Consider the following 14,984-nt stretch of genomic DNA (forward strand, 5'->3'; position numbering starts at 1 on the left):
TTTCAGCTTGATCTAGTTCATCGTATTCTAATTTGACTATTAGGTCGTTTCGCATTTCTTGTATTGCTTTGATCTTCTGTTCTTTAGTAGCCATTCAATCACCTTCCCTTGCAACGTTATTTGTGTCAACTAGGCCGGAACGCCGTGCTTTCGGTATAGCGCCTCGAAGTGCTCTAGGCTCATTTGGAGCGTCTTGCCGTTACCGACCTGGTGCAGGTAGATTTGGTCCGACTCGGTGTTGATAACGTCCACCACCCAAGTAACCGGAGCGGATCCACTGTCTTGGCTCCGAGCTTTGCCACCAAGCAGCGCCCGCAGCAGACCAGCTCATGGCCTACCTTGTAGACTGGCTGGCCGATGTTAATCTCCGCGCCGCATGCCTCGTTGGCGCAATAGTCGACGATTTCTTTAGCGTCCTCCATGGTCATCCTCCTTTCAGTTCTCTTACGGCCCGTTGTTCCAGTTCAACCAACCACTCGAAGTCGCCGGCCGCCCAGGCTGCGGTGAACAGGCCGTTCAGCTTGTCGATCTTACGAATTTGGTTAAGGTTGGCGTCCAGACATTCAAAAAGCTCGTAAAGCTCCATAGGGCTTAGATGCGGGTAACCGCCGAGGCGCTGGGCCTTTTCCGTCAGCTCGGCGAGACGACGGTGGATCGGGTTGATGTAGATCGTCATGGGCTGATTACCTCCTCTGTAATGTAAGGATACCGTTCGTGGAAGAATTTCCTCGGAACCTTCCCCCGTTCAACCCAATAGCCTCTCGCCTGCAGCTCTTCGTTCATCGATTTGATACGGAGTTGCGCTGTACGGAGCGTGCCGAGCCCGAGAAGCTGCTGAACCTCTTTTGAGGTGTAGTAATGAGGGGATTTCACGAAGCATCGACCTCAATCCGGTTTGCAACAGCCATTTCCTTCACGATGGCAAAATAGATTTCAGCCAGCCTGCCGTCTTCAAAAATCACGTCCAAATTGTTGATCTTATCGATTTTTGATTTTGCCATTCCTTCAAGAGCCAACCGCGACTTCTTGTTCGTCACCCGCTTTGCCAGATCGCACCGCGCCCGCTCCTCCAGTTTTTTATAGCTCTCAGTTCGCACGTCCTGATAGGAACCAACACCGCCAGCGGATTGCGCGATTTTATTGAGAAGCTGATTAACCTTCTTCCGGGCGTCTGTCGGATTAAGCGCGAGAATGTCCTTGATGTCGTCCTGTTGCTTCTCGGCCTGTTCAAGCCTTGACTCGACCGCAACCAATCTGCGCTCCTGCTCAACAAGCTGATTGGCGACGCCCGCCAGCACTTCGGCGGGAGACATCTGAGGAAGCGTAGATTTCACACGGTAATAATCATCCACCAGCATCTCGTAAGCTTCCCAAGCCTGATCCGTGTTGAGAGATTTGGCATGCATCCAGGCTCCCTTTTCGGTCCAAAGGTAGAGGACGACGGCGTTTTTTGAACCTAAATCATTTTGATGTAGGTTGAGAAAATCCCGTTTCTCTTGGCCCTCAAGGGCGATGTAATGCTTACCTTCCGTATAACGGGCTTTATTACGGTTAAAATTGTTTGTGAGGATTTGAACTTCCGTTCCGTACGATTCGGCAAGCTGCGTTGTCGTCAGCACGCGCTGGCCGTTGTGGTTAATGATTTGCAATTGATTCATTGGGCTACCTCGCTTTCTTGGCTTTTTAAGAGCTCGTCAACGGTACAGTTAAGTGCGTTAGCCAGCTTCAACAGTATCTCAGCAGAGGGGCCCGATTCTTTAGCGCCCAAACTGTAGATGACGGACATGGTCACGCCGCTTTCTTTACTGAGTCGGTATCGAGTCCAACCTTTTCTCGCCAGCAGAGCGTCTACGTTGTTTTTAATCGTTGCTCCCATTTAGATTCACCTCCTGAAAACAATAATATCTCATGCGAGATATTAACTCAAACAAGATAATATCTCATATAAGCTAATCTGGGTCTGTATTTACTCATATGAGTTATTTTCTTCGCAAATAAATATGATTTACTCCACATTTCTCCATTTTGCTTGACTAATTAACTGACACGAGTTAATATATCTCATATGAGAAATATTTTTTGTGAGATATGTGAGAAGGGATGTTCGAAGTGAAAATAGGAGATCAAATAGAAGCACTGATGAAGAAAAACAAAATAACCAGGCTTAAACTCTCAAAAGATACAGATATTCCGTACACGACCCTGACACAAATAATTAATGGTCGGACAAAAAATCCTCAAGTGAACGCTCTTAAGATCATAGCCGACTATTTTAATGTTTCACTTGATTACATCCTGGGGAAGTCACCCAAAGCGATAATTGAACAGCGGATGGCTGAGCTAAATATGACTATTGACGAACTATCTGAAAAGACAGGGCTTCCGAAAAATACATTAGAAAATTTAGATACTTATATACACCGTGATGAGGATTTCAAAGAAGGTGGTTTAATTGTCCAATTGGTAGAAGCTCTGAGTATTGATCCGAATATTCTTGTCATGGCTTTCATGCGTCAAGCAAATCAACTTAATGGCACCTTTGAAAAAAACGAAAAAAGAAAACTAGCCGCGCTCGAACACAGTGAAGTAGATTTATCAGAAGAAGAAATTCTCACCCTGGCCGCTCACCAGGTCGGCCACGACGGTCCCTTAACTGAAGAGCAACTCGCACAGATTAAACTAGCTATGAAAATCGCTCTCGCTAAAAACGATAAGTAATCAACGGGAGATGACTGGATGATTAGCTATGAAGAGTTAAAGCAAGAGGTTACGATCATGCTTGAAGATCGCGCAGCAATCCCGGATTGGTTGAAGGGGATATACATCGATTCGAGTGCAGGAGAAATGATACTGCTCAATAAAAATCTGGAGACCGACCGGGAGCGTAAATGCATTTTGGTTGAAGAGATGGGACATTATCACAAGACCGTTGGCGATATCACAGATCAGAGCAAACTAGAGAATCAACAACAAGAGCTACGGGCGAGGCAATGGGGCTATGAAAGGCTCGTCCCTCTGTCTGCAATTGTACAAGCCTTTCATGCACAGATTAAAGGACGATACGCAATCGCTGAATATCTTGATGTTACTGAAGAGTTTTTGCAAGCAAGCATTGACCGCTATCGAAACAAATTCGGGGTTTATGCTGAATGGAATAATTACATAATTTATTTCGACCCCCTTGGGGTTGCTGAAATGTTCGAGTAAACTTGCGCTTTCCAGCCGTAAGGCTGTTTAAATATACCCTAAAATAGAACATACGTTTGGAGTGATGCGAAAAAATGGCAGTCTACAAGGACGAAAAACGAAAAACCTACTTCTTTAGAGTCCGATACAAGGACATCTACGGTCGTCCACAACAGAAGATGAAAAGAGGGTTTAAGCAGCGAAAGGATGCTATACTAGCCGAAGCTGAGTTCCTAACAAATGCAGTTAAACAATACAGCGACAATGTGACCTTTGATGAGCTTTTTGAACACAATATTAAGCATACAAAGCTAAAGCCAAAAACCATCCGGCGCCGGACTAATGAATATAATCTTCATATCAAGCCGAGGTTTGGTCGCATTAAAGTTAAAGATACTTCTTTGGAGCAAGTGTTAGAGTTTAAAACTCATCTGGAGACAACAATGGATTCACTTAACAGCGCACGAACTGTGTATAGTAATTTTAAAGTTCTAATAAATCATGCAATCAAATTTTTTGGCCTGAAAGTGGATCCCACGCTCGCAGCCGGCTCCATCGAGCGAGTGAGGCCAAAGATAAATTTCATTAGGCGCGAAGAATTTGAAAGTCGTGTAATTGGGCTTGAGCACTTGCATTATAAAGCGCTAGCCCGGTTGTTGTTTTACACAGGTCTGCGTGTTGGGGAAGGCATGGCCCTAACATGGGTTGATGTAGATCTTGAGAAGAATCAACTTCATGTGAATAAGACGCTTGACATAACTACACGTGAATCTACTACACCAAAAACCAAGGGAAGTGTTGGGTATGTACCATTCCCTGGCTTCATCGGCGAAATGCTCGAAGACATAAAAAAAGAATCCGCAGAAAAAATCTACGGATTCAATGATAATATGTTTGTATTCGGTGGAGTGGCCCCATACCACTATTCCCACTTCCACAAACATTTTAAACGTGTGTTTCCGGAATTACGAATACATGACTTGCGTCACAGCTACGCCTCATACCTCATAAACAAAGGCGTAGATATCTATCTCGTAAAGGAGCTGATGCGGCACGACGATATCAAGCAAACCGCCAATACCTACGGTCATCTCTACGTAGAGCGGAAACACGAAGTCATGAGCGTATTCGACTAATCGGTATCAATTCGGTATCACAGACTGAACAACGATCCGAAAACAGTTGATACGCTTAGCTTTTCCTTACCCAATACTGCCTTCCATCTCGAACTTAATCAAGCGGTTCATTTCTACCGCGTATTCCATCGGCAGTTCCTTGGTGAACGGCTCGATGAAGCCCATGACGATCATTTGCGTCGCTTCGGCTTCGGAGAGACCGCGGCTCATCAGGTAGAAGAGCTGCTCCTCGGACACTTTGGATACGGTGGCTTCATGCTCCAGCGTAATATTGTCGTTCATGATCTCGTTGTATGGAATCGTATCGGAAGTCGATTCATTATCGAGAATCAGCGTGTCGCATTTGATGTTCGATTTCGCGCCTTCCGCCTGGCGTCCGAAGGAAGCCAGACCGCGGTAAGTTACTTTACCACCGTGCTTACTGATCGATTTGGAAACGATCGTCGACGTCGTGTCCGGCGCCAGGTGGATCATTTTCGCCCCGGCGTCTTGGTGCTGGCCTTTGCCCGCCACCGCGATCGACAGCACGCTGCCTTTCGCCCCGCGGCCTTTCAGGATGACCGACGGATATTTCATCGTCAGCTTGGAGCCGATGTTGCCGTCAACCCATTCCATCGTGGCGTTCTCTTCGGCTACCGCCCGTTTGGTCACGAGGTTGTAGATGTTCGGCGCCCAGTTCTGGATCGTCGTGTAGCGTACGCGGGCATTCTTCTTGCAGACGATTTCAACGACGGCGCTGTGCAGAGAGTTAGTGCTGTAGATCGGCGCCGTGCAGCCTTCCACATAGTGCACGAAGCTGTCCTCGTCGGCGATGATCAGCGTCCGTTCGAATTGGCCCATGTTTTCCGAGTTGATCCGGAAATAAGCCTGCAGCGGCACCTCGCATTTAACACCTTTCGGGACGTAGATGAAGCTGCCGCCCGACCATACGGCGCTGTTCAAGGCCGCAAACTTGTTGTCCGCCGCCGGGATGACCGTACCGAAGTATTCGCGGAAAATTTCCGGATGCTCCTTGAGCGCGGTATCGGTATCCATGAAAATGACGCCTTGATCTTCCAGGTTCTTCTGCATGCTGTGGTATACGACTTCGGATTCGTACTGCGCGGATACCCCGGCCAGGAACTTCTGCTCCGCTTCGGGAATGCCGAGCTTGTCGAACGTTTCCTTGATTTCCGCCGGAACCTCTTCCCAGGTCTTTCCTTGCTTCTCCGAAGGTCTTACATAGTATTGAATATCGTTAAAATCAAGATCGTCCAGATCTCCGCCCCAACGCGGCATCGGCATCTTTTCGAACTGTTCGAGCGATTTAAGCCGGAAGTTCAGCATCCATTCCGGTTCTTCCTTAATACGGGAAATTTCCGTTACGATTTCGCGGGTCAAACCTTTGCCCGTTTGAAAAACCGCCTTGTGCTCATCACGGAAGCCGTATTTGTACTCTTCCAACTCAGGCGCTTTTTTTGCCATGGCTGCATTACCTCCTTAGTGTAATCATTCCTATCCTTCGTTAATGCCCTTCTTGAGCGCATTCCATGCCAACGTAGCGCATTTGATGCGGGCAGGAAATTTATTGACGCCCGATAAAGCTTCGATATCCTCGTAATCATCGAACTCCACCTGCTCGCCCTTCATCAGCGAGGAGAAGCGGTTCGCCAAATCCATGGCTTCCTCGAAAGTACGGCCCTTGACGGCTTCCGTCATCATCGAAGCGGAGGACATGCTGATTGAGCAGCCCTCCCCGGTGAACCGGGCATCCTTCACGACGCCGTCCCCGACTTTGAGCTGCAGCGAAATGCGGTCTCCGCAAGTCGGGTTGTTCAGGTCGACCGTGAGGCCTCCGTCTTCAAACTTTCCGCGGTTGCGCGGATTTTTATAATGATCCATAATGACGCGGCGGTATAAATCGTCCAATTGCATTACGCAAAGTACTCCTTTGTTTGGATTAAAGCTTCCGCCAGACGGTCGATGTCCTGTTCCGTGTTGTACAAATACAGACTGGCTCTGGCCGTTGCGCTCGCCTGAAGCCAACGCATCAGCGGCTGGCAGCAGTGATGGCCCGCCCGGATGGCGATGCCCTGCGCGTCAAGCACGGTAGCCACGTCATGCGGATGGACATCCAGCAGATTGAAGGTCACGAGACCGACCTCGCGTTCGCGCGGGCCGTACACGGTAATGCCTTCAATCTCGGACAAACGGCCGATCGCATAAGCGGCGAGCTTCGTTTCGTGCCGGTGGATCTCATCCAGACCGATTTCCTCGAGGAAATCGATCGCGGCGCCGAGCCCTACGGCTCCGGCGATGATCGGTGTTCCGCCTTCGAATTTCCATGGGAGCTCCTTCCACGTCGATTCGTAGAGGCCTACATCGTCGATCATTTCGCCGCCGAACTCGACCGGTTCCATCGATTCCAGCAGATGCTTCTTACCATATAGTACTCCAATCCCGGTCGGAGCACACATTTTATGTCCGGAGAAGGCGTAGAAATCGCAGTCCAGCTCGCGGACGTTCACCTTCATATGCGGCGTGCTTTGCGCTCCGTCCACGACCATCACGGCTCCGTGCCGGTGGGCGATCTCGGCGATCTCCTTCACCGGGTTGACCACGCCGAGCACATTGGAGACGTAAGAGGTGGCAACGATCTTCGTCTTGTCCGTAACCGTCTTCTTCACGTCCGCCAGCGCGATGTTGCCGTCCGGTTGTAGCGGAATATATTTCAGCACCGCCCCGGTCCGTTTCGCGAGCTGTTGCCACGGGATCAGATTGCTGTGATGCTCCATCGGGGTAATGACGATTTCGTCCCCGGCGGAGACGGCCGAAGGGCCGTAAGAAGAAGCCACCAGGTTAAGCGAGGTCGTCGTTCCCCGGGTAAAAATAATCTCCTCGGTACGGGCCGCCCCAATGAAACGGGCGACCTTTTCCCGGGCGCCTTCGTAAGCGTCCGTCGCCCGGCTGCCGAGCGTATGGACGCCGCGGTGTACGTTCGCGTTATCCAATTCATAATAACGCTGCAATGCTTCTAGCACCGCGCGCGGCTTCTGCGAGGTGGCCGCGCTGTCGAGATACACGAGCGGATGCCCGTTGATTTCCTGATTTAATATAGGAAACTGCTCTTTAATCAGCTCCGCGTTCATTGTCCTAACTTCCTTTCCACCAGGCTCTGCAATTGTTGCTGCAGTTGCTCCAGTGGAATATCCGACACGACCGGAGCAAGGAAGCCGTAAATTACCAAACGTTCAGCCTGCTCGCGGGAAATGCCCCGCGACATCAAATAATAAATTTGCTCCTGGTTGACCTGTCCGACGGATGCGGCATGGCCCGCCTGCACGTCGTCCTCGTCGATCAGCAGGATCGGATTGGCGTCCCCGCGGGCTTTCGGGCTCAGCATCAGCACTCTTTCCGTCTGTTGCCCGTTGGCCTTGGTGGCGCCCTTCTCGATTTTGGTGATCCCGTTAATGATCGCCGTCGCTTGTTCGCGCATGACCGCGCGGGTGATCATTTGGCTTTCCGAGCTCTTGCCGAAATGAATCGCCTTGGTCGTATAGTTCAACTTCTGGGCGGCTGCGCCGACCGCGATGACCTTCGCGTCGGATACCGATCCGTTGCCTTTCAGCAGGGACAGCGTTTCACTGACGGAATCCCCGGCGTTCATTTCCCCGACGATCCATTCGATGCTGCCGTCGTTGTCGACGACGGAGCGGCGGTTGATCAAATCCGTCGTTTGCTCGTTCAAATGGTGCACCGTGGCAAACTGCACTTTGGCTCCCGCTTTGACAAAGACCTCGGCCGCGCCGTTATGCACGATCTTTCCGTCATATTGACCGGAAATATAGTTATCGACATAGGTGACGGAGCTGTTCGTATCCGCGACGATCAGCACGTGCGGAGCAAATCCCTCCGATGCGTCGTCGATCAGGAAGATGCTTTGCAGCGGAACGTCAACCTCTACATTCTTTGGCACGTAGAGAAATACGCCGCCGTTCCAAAGCGCCGCGTGCAGCGCGGTCAGGCGATTCTCTTCCGGTTTGACGGCCGCATGCAGATACGGCTTAACCAGGTCGCCGTGCTCGCGTACCGCAGTCTCGAGATCGGTAAATATAACGCCTTTCGCCGCAAGCTCGGGAGCCAGGCGGGTGAATACCGCCGCGCTGTTACGCTGCACGATCAGGCTGCTGTTATCTTTTAGATCGACGAGCTGGGCCACGCTTTCGGGCAGCTCTTGTTTCGCTTCGGGACGACCCGTGCGGAGCGATCCGAAGTTGCTCAGATCCCAGCGTTCGATCTTCATCTTTTCCAGTTTGGGCAATTCCAGTTCTCCGGCCAGCCGCAAGGCATTGACGCGGCTTTCGGTCAGCCAGGCCGGCTCTCCGTTAGCTTGGGAAGCGGTTCGGAGGTTATCCGGTTCCACCGGAAGAACAGTTTGTGTAGTCATCTTTGTTCTCCTCCTTCCGATTAGGCTTCTTGACCGACAGTTTCATCCGCAATGCCGAGTTCTTCCTTGACCCAATCGTATCCGTCGCGTTCCAGGCGTTCGGCCAGTTCGGGACCGCCGGACTTCACGATACGGCCTTGCATCATGACATGGACGTAATCCGGTGTAATGTAATTCAGCAAACGCTGATAGTGGGTAATGATCAGGAAGCCGCGCTCTTCGCTACGCATCGCATTGACGCCGTTCGCTACGATCCGCAGCGCGTCGATATCAAGGCCCGAGTCAATTTCATCAAGGATAACGATCTTCGGATCGAGCAGCATCATTTGCAAAATTTCGTTCCGTTTCTTTTCCCCGCCGGAGAAGCCTTCGTTCAAATAGCGATGGGCAAATTCCGGATTCATCTCCAGCTCTTTCATCTTGCCTTCCATCTGGCGGATGAATTTGATCAAAGATACTTCGTTGCCTTCGCCGCGGCGCGCGTTGATCGCGCTGCGCAGGAAGTCCGAGTTCGTGACTCCCGCGATTTCGCTCGGATATTGCATCGCCAGGAACAGGCCGGCGCGGGCGCGTTCGTCGACGGCCATCTCCAGTACATCTTCACCGTCCAGGCTGACGTTGCCGTCCGTTACTTCATATTTGGGATGCCCCATCAATGCGGAAGCGAGCGTACTTTTCCCGGTCCCGTTCGGTCCCATGATCGCATGAATTTCTCCGCCCTTTATTTCAATGTCGATCCCTTTCAGAATCTCCTTGCCTTCAACTGTCGCTTTAAGTCCTTCCACAACGAAATGTGTAGCCATATTTACTGCTCCCTCCATTTATCTTAAAAATCAAACATTGATTTGAAGCCATTATAACACAATAATTCTCTAATTAGAATTATTCTAATAAACCAATTGATTCTCAGTGATTCTCATTTCATTGTTCATTCTAAACCAATTTTTATGCATAATCAACGTAAAGGAGCATAAGAAGGTGTGCTTGGACCATTGTATTTGTCACAGAGATTTAGCTTTTACGGAAATTGTCGAAAACAAAGAGCAGGCCTGGCCGTTTATCGGCCAAGCCTGACTCCGTCGCTACCGCATCATGACGTTATCCAAGATACGAACGCAGCATCCACATATGCTTTTCAATCTCGCCCTTAAATCCGGTCAAAAGGTCGCTGGTCGCCTCGTCTCCTTCCTGATCGGCCAGCTCGATGCCCTCCTGGAACGATTCCGACAGCGTCGCAAAGTCCTCGATCAAGGTTTGCACCATCGCCGCCGGATCTTCATTCCCGGTCGCTTCTTGAATGGTAGCCAGCTCAAGGTATTCCTTCAGCGTAGCCGCCGGCGTTCCTTTGATCGTCAGAAGCCGTTCCGCCACCGCATCCATTTTTTCGGCGACCTCATCATAGAGCTCCTCGAATTTGATATGCAGTGTGAAGAAATTGTCCCCTTTAACATACCAATGATAATTGTGGATTTTTACGTACAGCACGTTCAGATTTGCGACTTGTTCATTAAGCACTTGCTCTAAGCTGGATTTTTTCGTTTTGTTTGAAGATTTCGAGTCTGCTTTTGCCATCTTAAACCCTCGCTTTCGATAAAGAATAGAATGCGCCATATTCTAAAATTTACCCGGACCAAGTTTTGCCGAAACAAATCTGTTGTCCCCTTTATTATAACCCGATTTCTCCAAAAAAAGTGAAAATAGTTGCAAACGAGCCTCACTTTTTCCTTCGAGTTTCATATGCGCACGCCGCGATGCGGAAATTTCCCAGTTTGGGTCTATCCTTGAAACCGCCTACGGTGTATGATGTTTAGGTCAATATTATTAACTAGCGTTTTGGGGGCATTATGAACAAGCAAACTGAAAGCAAAAATGAGGAAAATTTAGGATTTTTATTCAATGTGGAAATTCTTGTAAAAAACGAATCCAACGCGAAAGCGCTTCAGTCTTTATTGCAGGTGCTAAACAACGGAGAGAACATTATCGATTACAGAATCAATTCGGGGATCGAGCTGGGTACGATTATCGAATCTTTGCTGGCCAGCAGGAAGCAGTCCCTGATCTCGAAATCCTATAAACGGCTGACCACGGCCGAGCAAACCAAAAAGCTCCCGGAAGACCCGAACCCGAAAGCGAAGACCGCATCCAAATCATCCCCAGCCCGGGAGGGACTGGGGAATTTTGAACAAATCGCTAAAAGCGGCGAATTTGAAACCTGGATTAAAACGTACATCACCAATAACCGGCTCGTGCGCCTGCTGGTCAACCGGAACGGAGAACGCGTCAGCATCCCCTGCCGGGTGCTGAACTTCCTTCCCGAAACTTACACGATCAACGTTTATCATGTGGACGAAAAGCAGGTATACACCTTCAAGTTAAGCGAGGTCATCGATATCACCGAATAAGGTACAACATTCGTCACTTTTTCAAAAAAGCGAGCGCAAACATCAGCCAGCCGGCGATAAATGAGACGCCGCCCAGCGGGGTGATCGGCCCGAACACCTTCCAGCCCGTGACGGCAAGCAGATACAAACTGCCGGAGAACAGGATGATGCCCGCAAGGAACAAGCGGTTCGCCCACAGCAGCCGCTTCGGTTCCCCGCCCAGCCCTGCCGCAAAGGCAGTCAGAATCATCGCCAGCCCGTGGATCATATGGTAATGAACCCCGGTCTCATAAGTGCCGACCGCCTTTTCGCCGATTAACGGTTCCAGCACATGGGCCCCGAAAGCCCCTAACGCGACTGAAGCCAGCATAAAAAAGGCGCCGGTTACGGCAAATTTTCGTTGCATACTTTTCGCCTCCCGAGTTTCGAAAATTAAATCGTTTGCTTTTATAGTTTATATCATGCATCATTGCAATTTAAAAGGAAACATCGATATGCTATATAAGCCGAGTTCCCCTCACCAAGGTTTTGCGCCGGGCTGCGGGGATTTTTTATTGCCGGAAGCGGTCATAGAGCGAGTCCGGCCAGGTGATGTTAAATAGATGAACTTTTTGATAAAATATAGTCTGGATATTCATAAGTCTAAGGAGAGAATTATGTCAAAGGTCAAAGTTTACGCAGACAGCACCTCCGATCTGCCCGCAGCGTGGATCAGCCGATATGATATCGGAATCATTCCGCTGTACGTCGTATTTGAAGATAAAACCTACAAAGACGGGCTCGATATTACACCGCAGGAGCTTTACCGCAAAGTCGAGGCGGACGGCCGCCTGCCGAAAACGACGGCTCCTTCACCGAAGGATTTTATGGATGCGTTTACGCCGCATATCGAGGCCGGTCGGGACATCGTTTATATCAGCTTGTCCTCCAAGCTCTCTTCTACCTATCAGAACGCTTTGATCGCCGCGGCCGAATTTCCCGAAGGCCGGGTGCATGTGCTCGATTCGCTGACTTTGTGCAGCGGAATCGGACTGCTGGTAATGAAGGCCGTTCGGGCCGCCGAGCAGGGACAAACCGCGGAGGACATCGTCGCCATGCTGGAAGCGGTCCGGCCGCACGTCGAAACGGAATTCGTCATCGATACCTTGGAATATTTGTATAAGGGCGGCCGCTGCTCCGGCATGCAAAATTTCATCGGCAGCCTGCTGCAAATCCGGCCCGTATTAAAGCTCGTTGACGGCAATATTATTCCCGCCTATAAGGTGCGGGGCAGGAAGGAGAAGGCCGTTCAGCAGATGCTGGACAATGCGCTCGCGGACGTCGGCGAAATGGACAACGACCTGATCATCGTCGCCCATACGATGGCCGAAGAGGAGGCGCTCAGCCTCGCCGCGATCCTCCGGGAGCGGACAGGCGCGCGCGAGGTGGCGCTGTCCGAGGCGGGCTGCGTCATTTCCAGCCATTGCGGGCCTCATACCGTTGCCATTATGTATGCCAAGAAGATTCCCGGTTAAAGCATCGGCTTCACCGAACATTTAAGGAGGTCTTCCCTATGCAAGCCATCAAAATATTCGCGGACAGTACCTGTGACCTGCCGACGGCGTGGATACAGCAATATGATATCGGCATCGTCCCGTTATACGTGACATTCGGAGACACCAATTACCGCGACGGCCTCGATCTCGAGACGCCGCTGCTTTACAAGAAGGTGGACGAAACCGGCAAGCTGCCCAAAACGGCGGCCCCGTCGCCGTCCGACTTCATGCAAGCCTTCTCGCCGTTTGTCGCCGAAGGTCGGGACATCCTCTACATAAGCTTATCCTCGGAACTGTCGTCCACGTACCAGAACGCGCTTATCGCCGCGGAGGAATTCCCGGAAGGCCGGGTGACGGTGTTCGACTCGCTCAACCTGTCCACGGGAATCGGGCTTCAGGTGATGAAGGCGGTCCGGGCCGCAGGAGAGGGCAAAACCGTCAAGGAGGTCGTCAGCCTGCTGGAGGCCGTCCGGCCGCAGGTCGAGACGGAATTCGTCATCGATTCCCTCGATTATTTGTACAAAGGCGGCCGCTGCTCCGGTATGCAAAACCTTGTCGGAAGCCTGCTGCGGATTCGTCCCGTGATCAAGGTCATCGACGGCAAAATGACGCCGGCCTATAAAATCCGCGGCAGCCGGGAGAAGGCGCTCGACCAGCTCCTGAACAACGCGCTTAGCCGGGTATCCGAGATGGACAACGACCTGATTTTCGTCACCCATTCCCTGGCGGACGAGGATGCCGTCCGGCTCGAGCAGGCGCTCCGCGAAAAGACCGGCGCCAGGGAAGTCGCCGTTTCCAACGCGGGCTGCGTCATTTCCAGCCATTGCGGCGCCAAGACGATCGGCATCTTGTATACGAAATCCATTTAAAGAATCCTCCCGGTGCCGTCGCATCCGGGAGGATTCTTCCGTATTGGCCGGCCGTTGATCCACACTCATATTCATACTCTCGACCTGCCGCGTTTCCGGTAGCCGACCCTGGAGCGGTACTGCTGGGGAGCTCTCGCGGGATATCGTGCAGGCAAGGAGAACATATGGACAAGATGGGTGAACGGAATGGACGCGAACAGCAGAAACGCAAGCACAATATGCAACTGAAACAGGAAAGGAACTCCTTCCATCAGCCCATACTGCGGATTCAAAGCAAACAGGCTCCGGAACCACGGCCCGATGGTGGTGCGGTATTCGTAAGCGACGACGGTCGTGTTGTAGACCAGGGTCATATAGGTACCGATCGCCGCGACGATCAGCACCAGAACGACGGCGAAATAATCGCCGAAGCTCGCATGGGCCCGTACCCGCCGGTGGGTCATTTTCCGGATCAACAGCAGCACGAGGCCGAAGACGACCATTAATCCGGCGATGCCCCCGCCAACTATCGCAAACACGTGATAGGTCTCGTCCGAAACTCCCATAGCGTGATAGACGCTTCGTGGAATCAATACGCCCATGATGTGGCCGATGAACGCGAAAATAATCCCGTAGTGAAACACCGTCGAGCCAACTCTCAGCCATTTCTTCTCAAACATCTCTGTGGAGGGCGCCGTCCAGCTTACCTGACGAAAGGCGAAGCGGTACAGCAAACCTAAAATCATTACCGCCAATGAAATATACGGAAACACGACCCACCAGAAAATACCGGTCATCGATGAACCTCCATTCCTTTCAATCGTACTTTTTATATGCCGCAAATCCGCATTGCTCAGACGGACTCTCGTTTATTCCGAACAGGATCGGGTACGGAAGCTCATCCAGGTCCGCGGTTTCCCGCTTGCTCGTCAGCTTCATGATCTGCTCTTCACTAAGCGGCGGGAACACGTCGCCGAGCAATAGGCCGAAGAGGCCCTTATAGGGGCTGTCCTCCGGCAAATGGTCGGAGATCTCCTTCACGGCGGCGGCGAGCCGCAGCTCCAGCGCCTGGACATGGACATTGTCGGGCCTTGCCGCGAGCAGTTCGAGCAGCATCGGGATATAGTCGCTAAGCTCGCCTTCCGCCGGGCGAAAGCCCGCATCCCTGACGATATGCTGGAGCAGGATGAGCGCGGCCCCGCGTTCTCTGCTGTCCCCCAGTTCATGGGCGGTCAGATAGAGCCCGGTCTTCTCCTTCCAATCGAAGGTCCACACATACGTTTCCCGCAGGTCCTTTAAAAGAACTCCATAGAGCGGCTCCAGCGCCCGTTCCGTCCTCCGTCTCAGGCCGGAATCGCCTATACCGGTCCTTAGTGCGGCAAACAGCTCGTCTTTATCGGCATGGAAACCTTCCTCTGGATATCCCAACATTCTGGCGCAGACCGCCAACGCGATTCGTTTGTCTTCCATCC

General features: G+C 51.4%; 20 protein-coding genes. 6 read left to right on the plus strand and 14 right to left on the minus strand.

Annotated features, from left to right (window positions below; all coding sequences use genetic code 11):
- Positions 1-179: 179 nt before the first annotated feature.
- From V3851_RS13440 to V3851_RS13460, 5 genes are read right to left on the minus strand one after another with little or no spacing between them, the layout of a single operon-like run.
- Positions 180-422, minus strand: a complete 243-nt coding sequence (locus V3851_RS13440; RefSeq protein ID WP_331847066.1) for a hypothetical protein — start codon at positions 420-422, stop codon at positions 180-182.
- Between the two features lie 2 nt (positions 423-424).
- On the minus strand, positions 425-676 hold the full coding sequence (locus V3851_RS13445; RefSeq protein WP_331847067.1) for a DUF7667 family protein: 252 nt from the start codon (positions 674-676) through the stop codon (positions 425-427).
- Entirely contained in the window at positions 673-873 is a 201-nt protein-coding gene (locus tag V3851_RS13450) for a hypothetical protein (protein WP_331847068.1), read from the minus strand. Before V3851_RS13450 ends, V3851_RS13445 begins: the two co-directional genes overlap by 4 nt.
- A complete protein-coding gene (locus V3851_RS13455; protein ID WP_331847069.1) occupies positions 870-1,658 on the minus strand; it encodes an ORF6N domain-containing protein in 789 nt (262 codons plus the stop codon). The genes V3851_RS13450 and V3851_RS13455 overlap by 4 nt, the downstream gene beginning before the upstream one ends.
- On the minus strand, positions 1,655-1,876 hold the full coding sequence (locus V3851_RS13460; RefSeq protein ID WP_331847070.1) for a helix-turn-helix domain-containing protein: 222 nt from the start codon (positions 1,874-1,876) through the stop codon (positions 1,655-1,657). The genes V3851_RS13455 and V3851_RS13460 overlap by 4 nt, the downstream gene beginning before the upstream one ends.
- Before the next feature lie 233 nt (positions 1,877-2,109).
- Here V3851_RS13460 and V3851_RS13465 point away from each other — a divergent pair, with 233 nt between their 5' ends.
- The 3 genes from V3851_RS13465 (at position 2,110) to V3851_RS13475 (ending at position 4,322) form a co-directional block, all read left to right on the plus strand.
- A complete protein-coding gene (locus tag V3851_RS13465; RefSeq protein WP_331847071.1) occupies positions 2,110-2,718 on the plus strand; it encodes a helix-turn-helix domain-containing protein in 609 nt (202 codons plus the stop codon).
- A gap of 18 nt (positions 2,719-2,736) precedes the next feature.
- A complete protein-coding gene (locus V3851_RS13470; RefSeq protein WP_331847072.1) occupies positions 2,737-3,207 on the plus strand; it encodes an ImmA/IrrE family metallo-endopeptidase in 471 nt (156 codons plus the stop codon).
- Between the two features lie 74 nt (positions 3,208-3,281).
- Complete coding sequence (locus V3851_RS13475; RefSeq protein WP_331847073.1) at positions 3,282-4,322, plus strand: site-specific integrase; 1,041 nt, start codon at positions 3,282-3,284, stop codon at positions 4,320-4,322.
- Between the two features lie 66 nt (positions 4,323-4,388).
- Here V3851_RS13475 and sufB read toward each other — a convergent pair whose 3' ends face one another.
- From sufB to V3851_RS13505, 6 genes are all read right to left on the minus strand, one after another.
- Complete coding sequence (gene sufB / locus V3851_RS13480) at positions 4,389-5,786, minus strand: Fe-S cluster assembly protein SufB (protein ID WP_331847074.1); 1,398 nt, start codon at positions 5,784-5,786, stop codon at positions 4,389-4,391.
- A gap of 30 nt (positions 5,787-5,816) precedes the next feature.
- Entirely contained in the window at positions 5,817-6,236 is a 420-nt protein-coding gene (sufU, locus tag V3851_RS13485; RefSeq protein WP_331847075.1) for a Fe-S cluster assembly sulfur transfer protein SufU, read from the minus strand.
- On the minus strand, positions 6,236-7,450 hold the full coding sequence (locus V3851_RS13490; RefSeq protein ID WP_331847076.1) for a cysteine desulfurase: 1,215 nt from the start codon (positions 7,448-7,450) through the stop codon (positions 6,236-6,238). The genes sufU and V3851_RS13490 overlap by 1 nt, the downstream gene beginning before the upstream one ends.
- Complete coding sequence (sufD, locus tag V3851_RS13495; RefSeq protein WP_331847077.1) at positions 7,447-8,748, minus strand: Fe-S cluster assembly protein SufD; 1,302 nt, start codon at positions 8,746-8,748, stop codon at positions 7,447-7,449. Before sufD ends, V3851_RS13490 begins: the two co-directional genes overlap by 4 nt.
- A gap of 20 nt (positions 8,749-8,768) precedes the next feature.
- Entirely contained in the window at positions 8,769-9,551 is a 783-nt protein-coding gene (gene sufC / locus V3851_RS13500; protein ID WP_331847078.1) for a Fe-S cluster assembly ATPase SufC, read from the minus strand.
- Positions 9,552-9,846: 295 nt separating this feature from the next.
- Positions 9,847-10,320, minus strand: a complete 474-nt coding sequence (locus V3851_RS13505) for a Dps family protein (RefSeq protein ID WP_331847079.1) — start codon at positions 10,318-10,320, stop codon at positions 9,847-9,849.
- A gap of 272 nt (positions 10,321-10,592) precedes the next feature.
- Between V3851_RS13505 and V3851_RS13510 the strand changes: the two genes are divergently transcribed.
- Positions 10,593-11,150, plus strand: coding sequence for a hypothetical protein (locus V3851_RS13510; protein ID WP_331847080.1), 558 nt, complete (start codon positions 10,593-10,595; stop codon positions 11,148-11,150).
- Between the two features lie 13 nt (positions 11,151-11,163).
- On the opposite strand, the gene V3851_RS13515 is transcribed toward V3851_RS13510, so the two are convergent.
- Complete coding sequence (locus V3851_RS13515) at positions 11,164-11,535, minus strand: DUF423 domain-containing protein (protein WP_331847081.1); 372 nt, start codon at positions 11,533-11,535, stop codon at positions 11,164-11,166.
- Between the two features lie 250 nt (positions 11,536-11,785).
- Here V3851_RS13515 and V3851_RS13520 point away from each other — a divergent pair, with 250 nt between their 5' ends.
- Both V3851_RS13520 and V3851_RS13525 read left to right on the plus strand, forming a co-directional pair.
- Positions 11,786-12,643 carry a DegV family protein gene (locus tag V3851_RS13520; protein WP_331847082.1) on the plus strand — a complete coding sequence of 286 codons (858 nt, stop codon included), beginning with the start codon at positions 11,786-11,788 and terminating at the stop codon, positions 12,641-12,643.
- A 38-nt stretch (positions 12,644-12,681) separates the two neighbouring features.
- Positions 12,682-13,533 (plus strand): DegV family protein, encoded by an 852-nt coding sequence (locus tag V3851_RS13525; protein ID WP_331847083.1) that lies wholly within the window; start codon positions 12,682-12,684, stop codon positions 13,531-13,533.
- Positions 13,534-13,604: 71 nt separating this feature from the next.
- Here V3851_RS13525 and narI read toward each other — a convergent pair whose 3' ends face one another.
- Both narI and narJ read right to left on the minus strand, forming a co-directional pair.
- A complete protein-coding gene (gene narI / locus V3851_RS13530; RefSeq protein ID WP_331847084.1) occupies positions 13,605-14,309 on the minus strand; it encodes a respiratory nitrate reductase subunit gamma in 705 nt (234 codons plus the stop codon).
- 19 nt (positions 14,310-14,328) lie between these two features.
- A complete protein-coding gene (narJ, locus tag V3851_RS13535; RefSeq protein WP_331847085.1) occupies positions 14,329-14,982 on the minus strand; it encodes a nitrate reductase molybdenum cofactor assembly chaperone in 654 nt (217 codons plus the stop codon).
- Positions 14,983-14,984 lie beyond the last annotated feature (2 nt).

Source organism: Paenibacillus haidiansis (genome assembly GCF_036553665.1).
GTDB classification, from domain to species: Bacteria; Bacillota; Bacilli; order Paenibacillales; family Paenibacillaceae; genus Fontibacillus; species Fontibacillus haidiansis.

Coding starts and splice junctions, on each gene's coding strand:
- V3851_RS13440 (WP_331847066.1), bottom strand. CDS start 422: ATGGAGGACGCTAAAGAAATCGTCGACTATTGCGCCAACGAGGCATGC.
- V3851_RS13445 (WP_331847067.1), bottom strand. CDS start 676: ATGACGATCTACATCAACCCGATCCACCGTCGTCTCGCCGAGCTGACG.
- V3851_RS13455 (WP_331847069.1), bottom strand. CDS start 1,658: ATGAATCAATTGCAAATCATTAACCACAACGGCCAGCGCGTGCTGACG.
- V3851_RS13460 (WP_331847070.1), bottom strand. CDS start 1,876: ATGGGAGCAACGATTAAAAACAACGTAGACGCTCTGCTGGCGAGAAAA.
- V3851_RS13470 (WP_331847072.1), top strand. CDS start 2,737: ATGATTAGCTATGAAGAGTTAAAGCAAGAGGTTACGATCATGCTTGAA.
- V3851_RS13475 (WP_331847073.1), top strand. CDS start 3,282: ATGGCAGTCTACAAGGACGAAAAACGAAAAACCTACTTCTTTAGAGTC.
- sufB (WP_331847074.1), bottom strand. CDS start 5,786: ATGGCAAAAAAAGCGCCTGAGTTGGAAGAGTACAAATACGGCTTCCGT.
- sufU (WP_331847075.1), bottom strand. CDS start 6,236: ATGCAATTGGACGATTTATACCGCCGCGTCATTATGGATCATTATAAA.
- V3851_RS13490 (WP_331847076.1), bottom strand. CDS start 7,450: ATGAACGCGGAGCTGATTAAAGAGCAGTTTCCTATATTAAATCAGGAA.
- sufD (WP_331847077.1), bottom strand. CDS start 8,748: ATGACTACACAAACTGTTCTTCCGGTGGAACCGGATAACCTCCGAACC.
- sufC (WP_331847078.1), bottom strand. CDS start 9,551: ATGGCTACACATTTCGTTGTGGAAGGACTTAAAGCGACAGTTGAAGGC.
- V3851_RS13505 (WP_331847079.1), bottom strand. CDS start 10,320: ATGGCAAAAGCAGACTCGAAATCTTCAAACAAAACGAAAAAATCCAGC.
- V3851_RS13510 (WP_331847080.1), top strand. CDS start 10,593: ATGAACAAGCAAACTGAAAGCAAAAATGAGGAAAATTTAGGATTTTTA.
- V3851_RS13515 (WP_331847081.1), bottom strand. CDS start 11,535: ATGCAACGAAAATTTGCCGTAACCGGCGCCTTTTTTATGCTGGCTTCA.
- V3851_RS13520 (WP_331847082.1), top strand. CDS start 11,786: ATGTCAAAGGTCAAAGTTTACGCAGACAGCACCTCCGATCTGCCCGCA.
- V3851_RS13525 (WP_331847083.1), top strand. CDS start 12,682: ATGCAAGCCATCAAAATATTCGCGGACAGTACCTGTGACCTGCCGACG.
- narI (WP_331847084.1), bottom strand. CDS start 14,309: ATGACCGGTATTTTCTGGTGGGTCGTGTTTCCGTATATTTCATTGGCG.
- narJ (WP_331847085.1), bottom strand. CDS start 14,982: ATGGAAGACAAACGAATCGCGTTGGCGGTCTGCGCCAGAATGTTGGGA.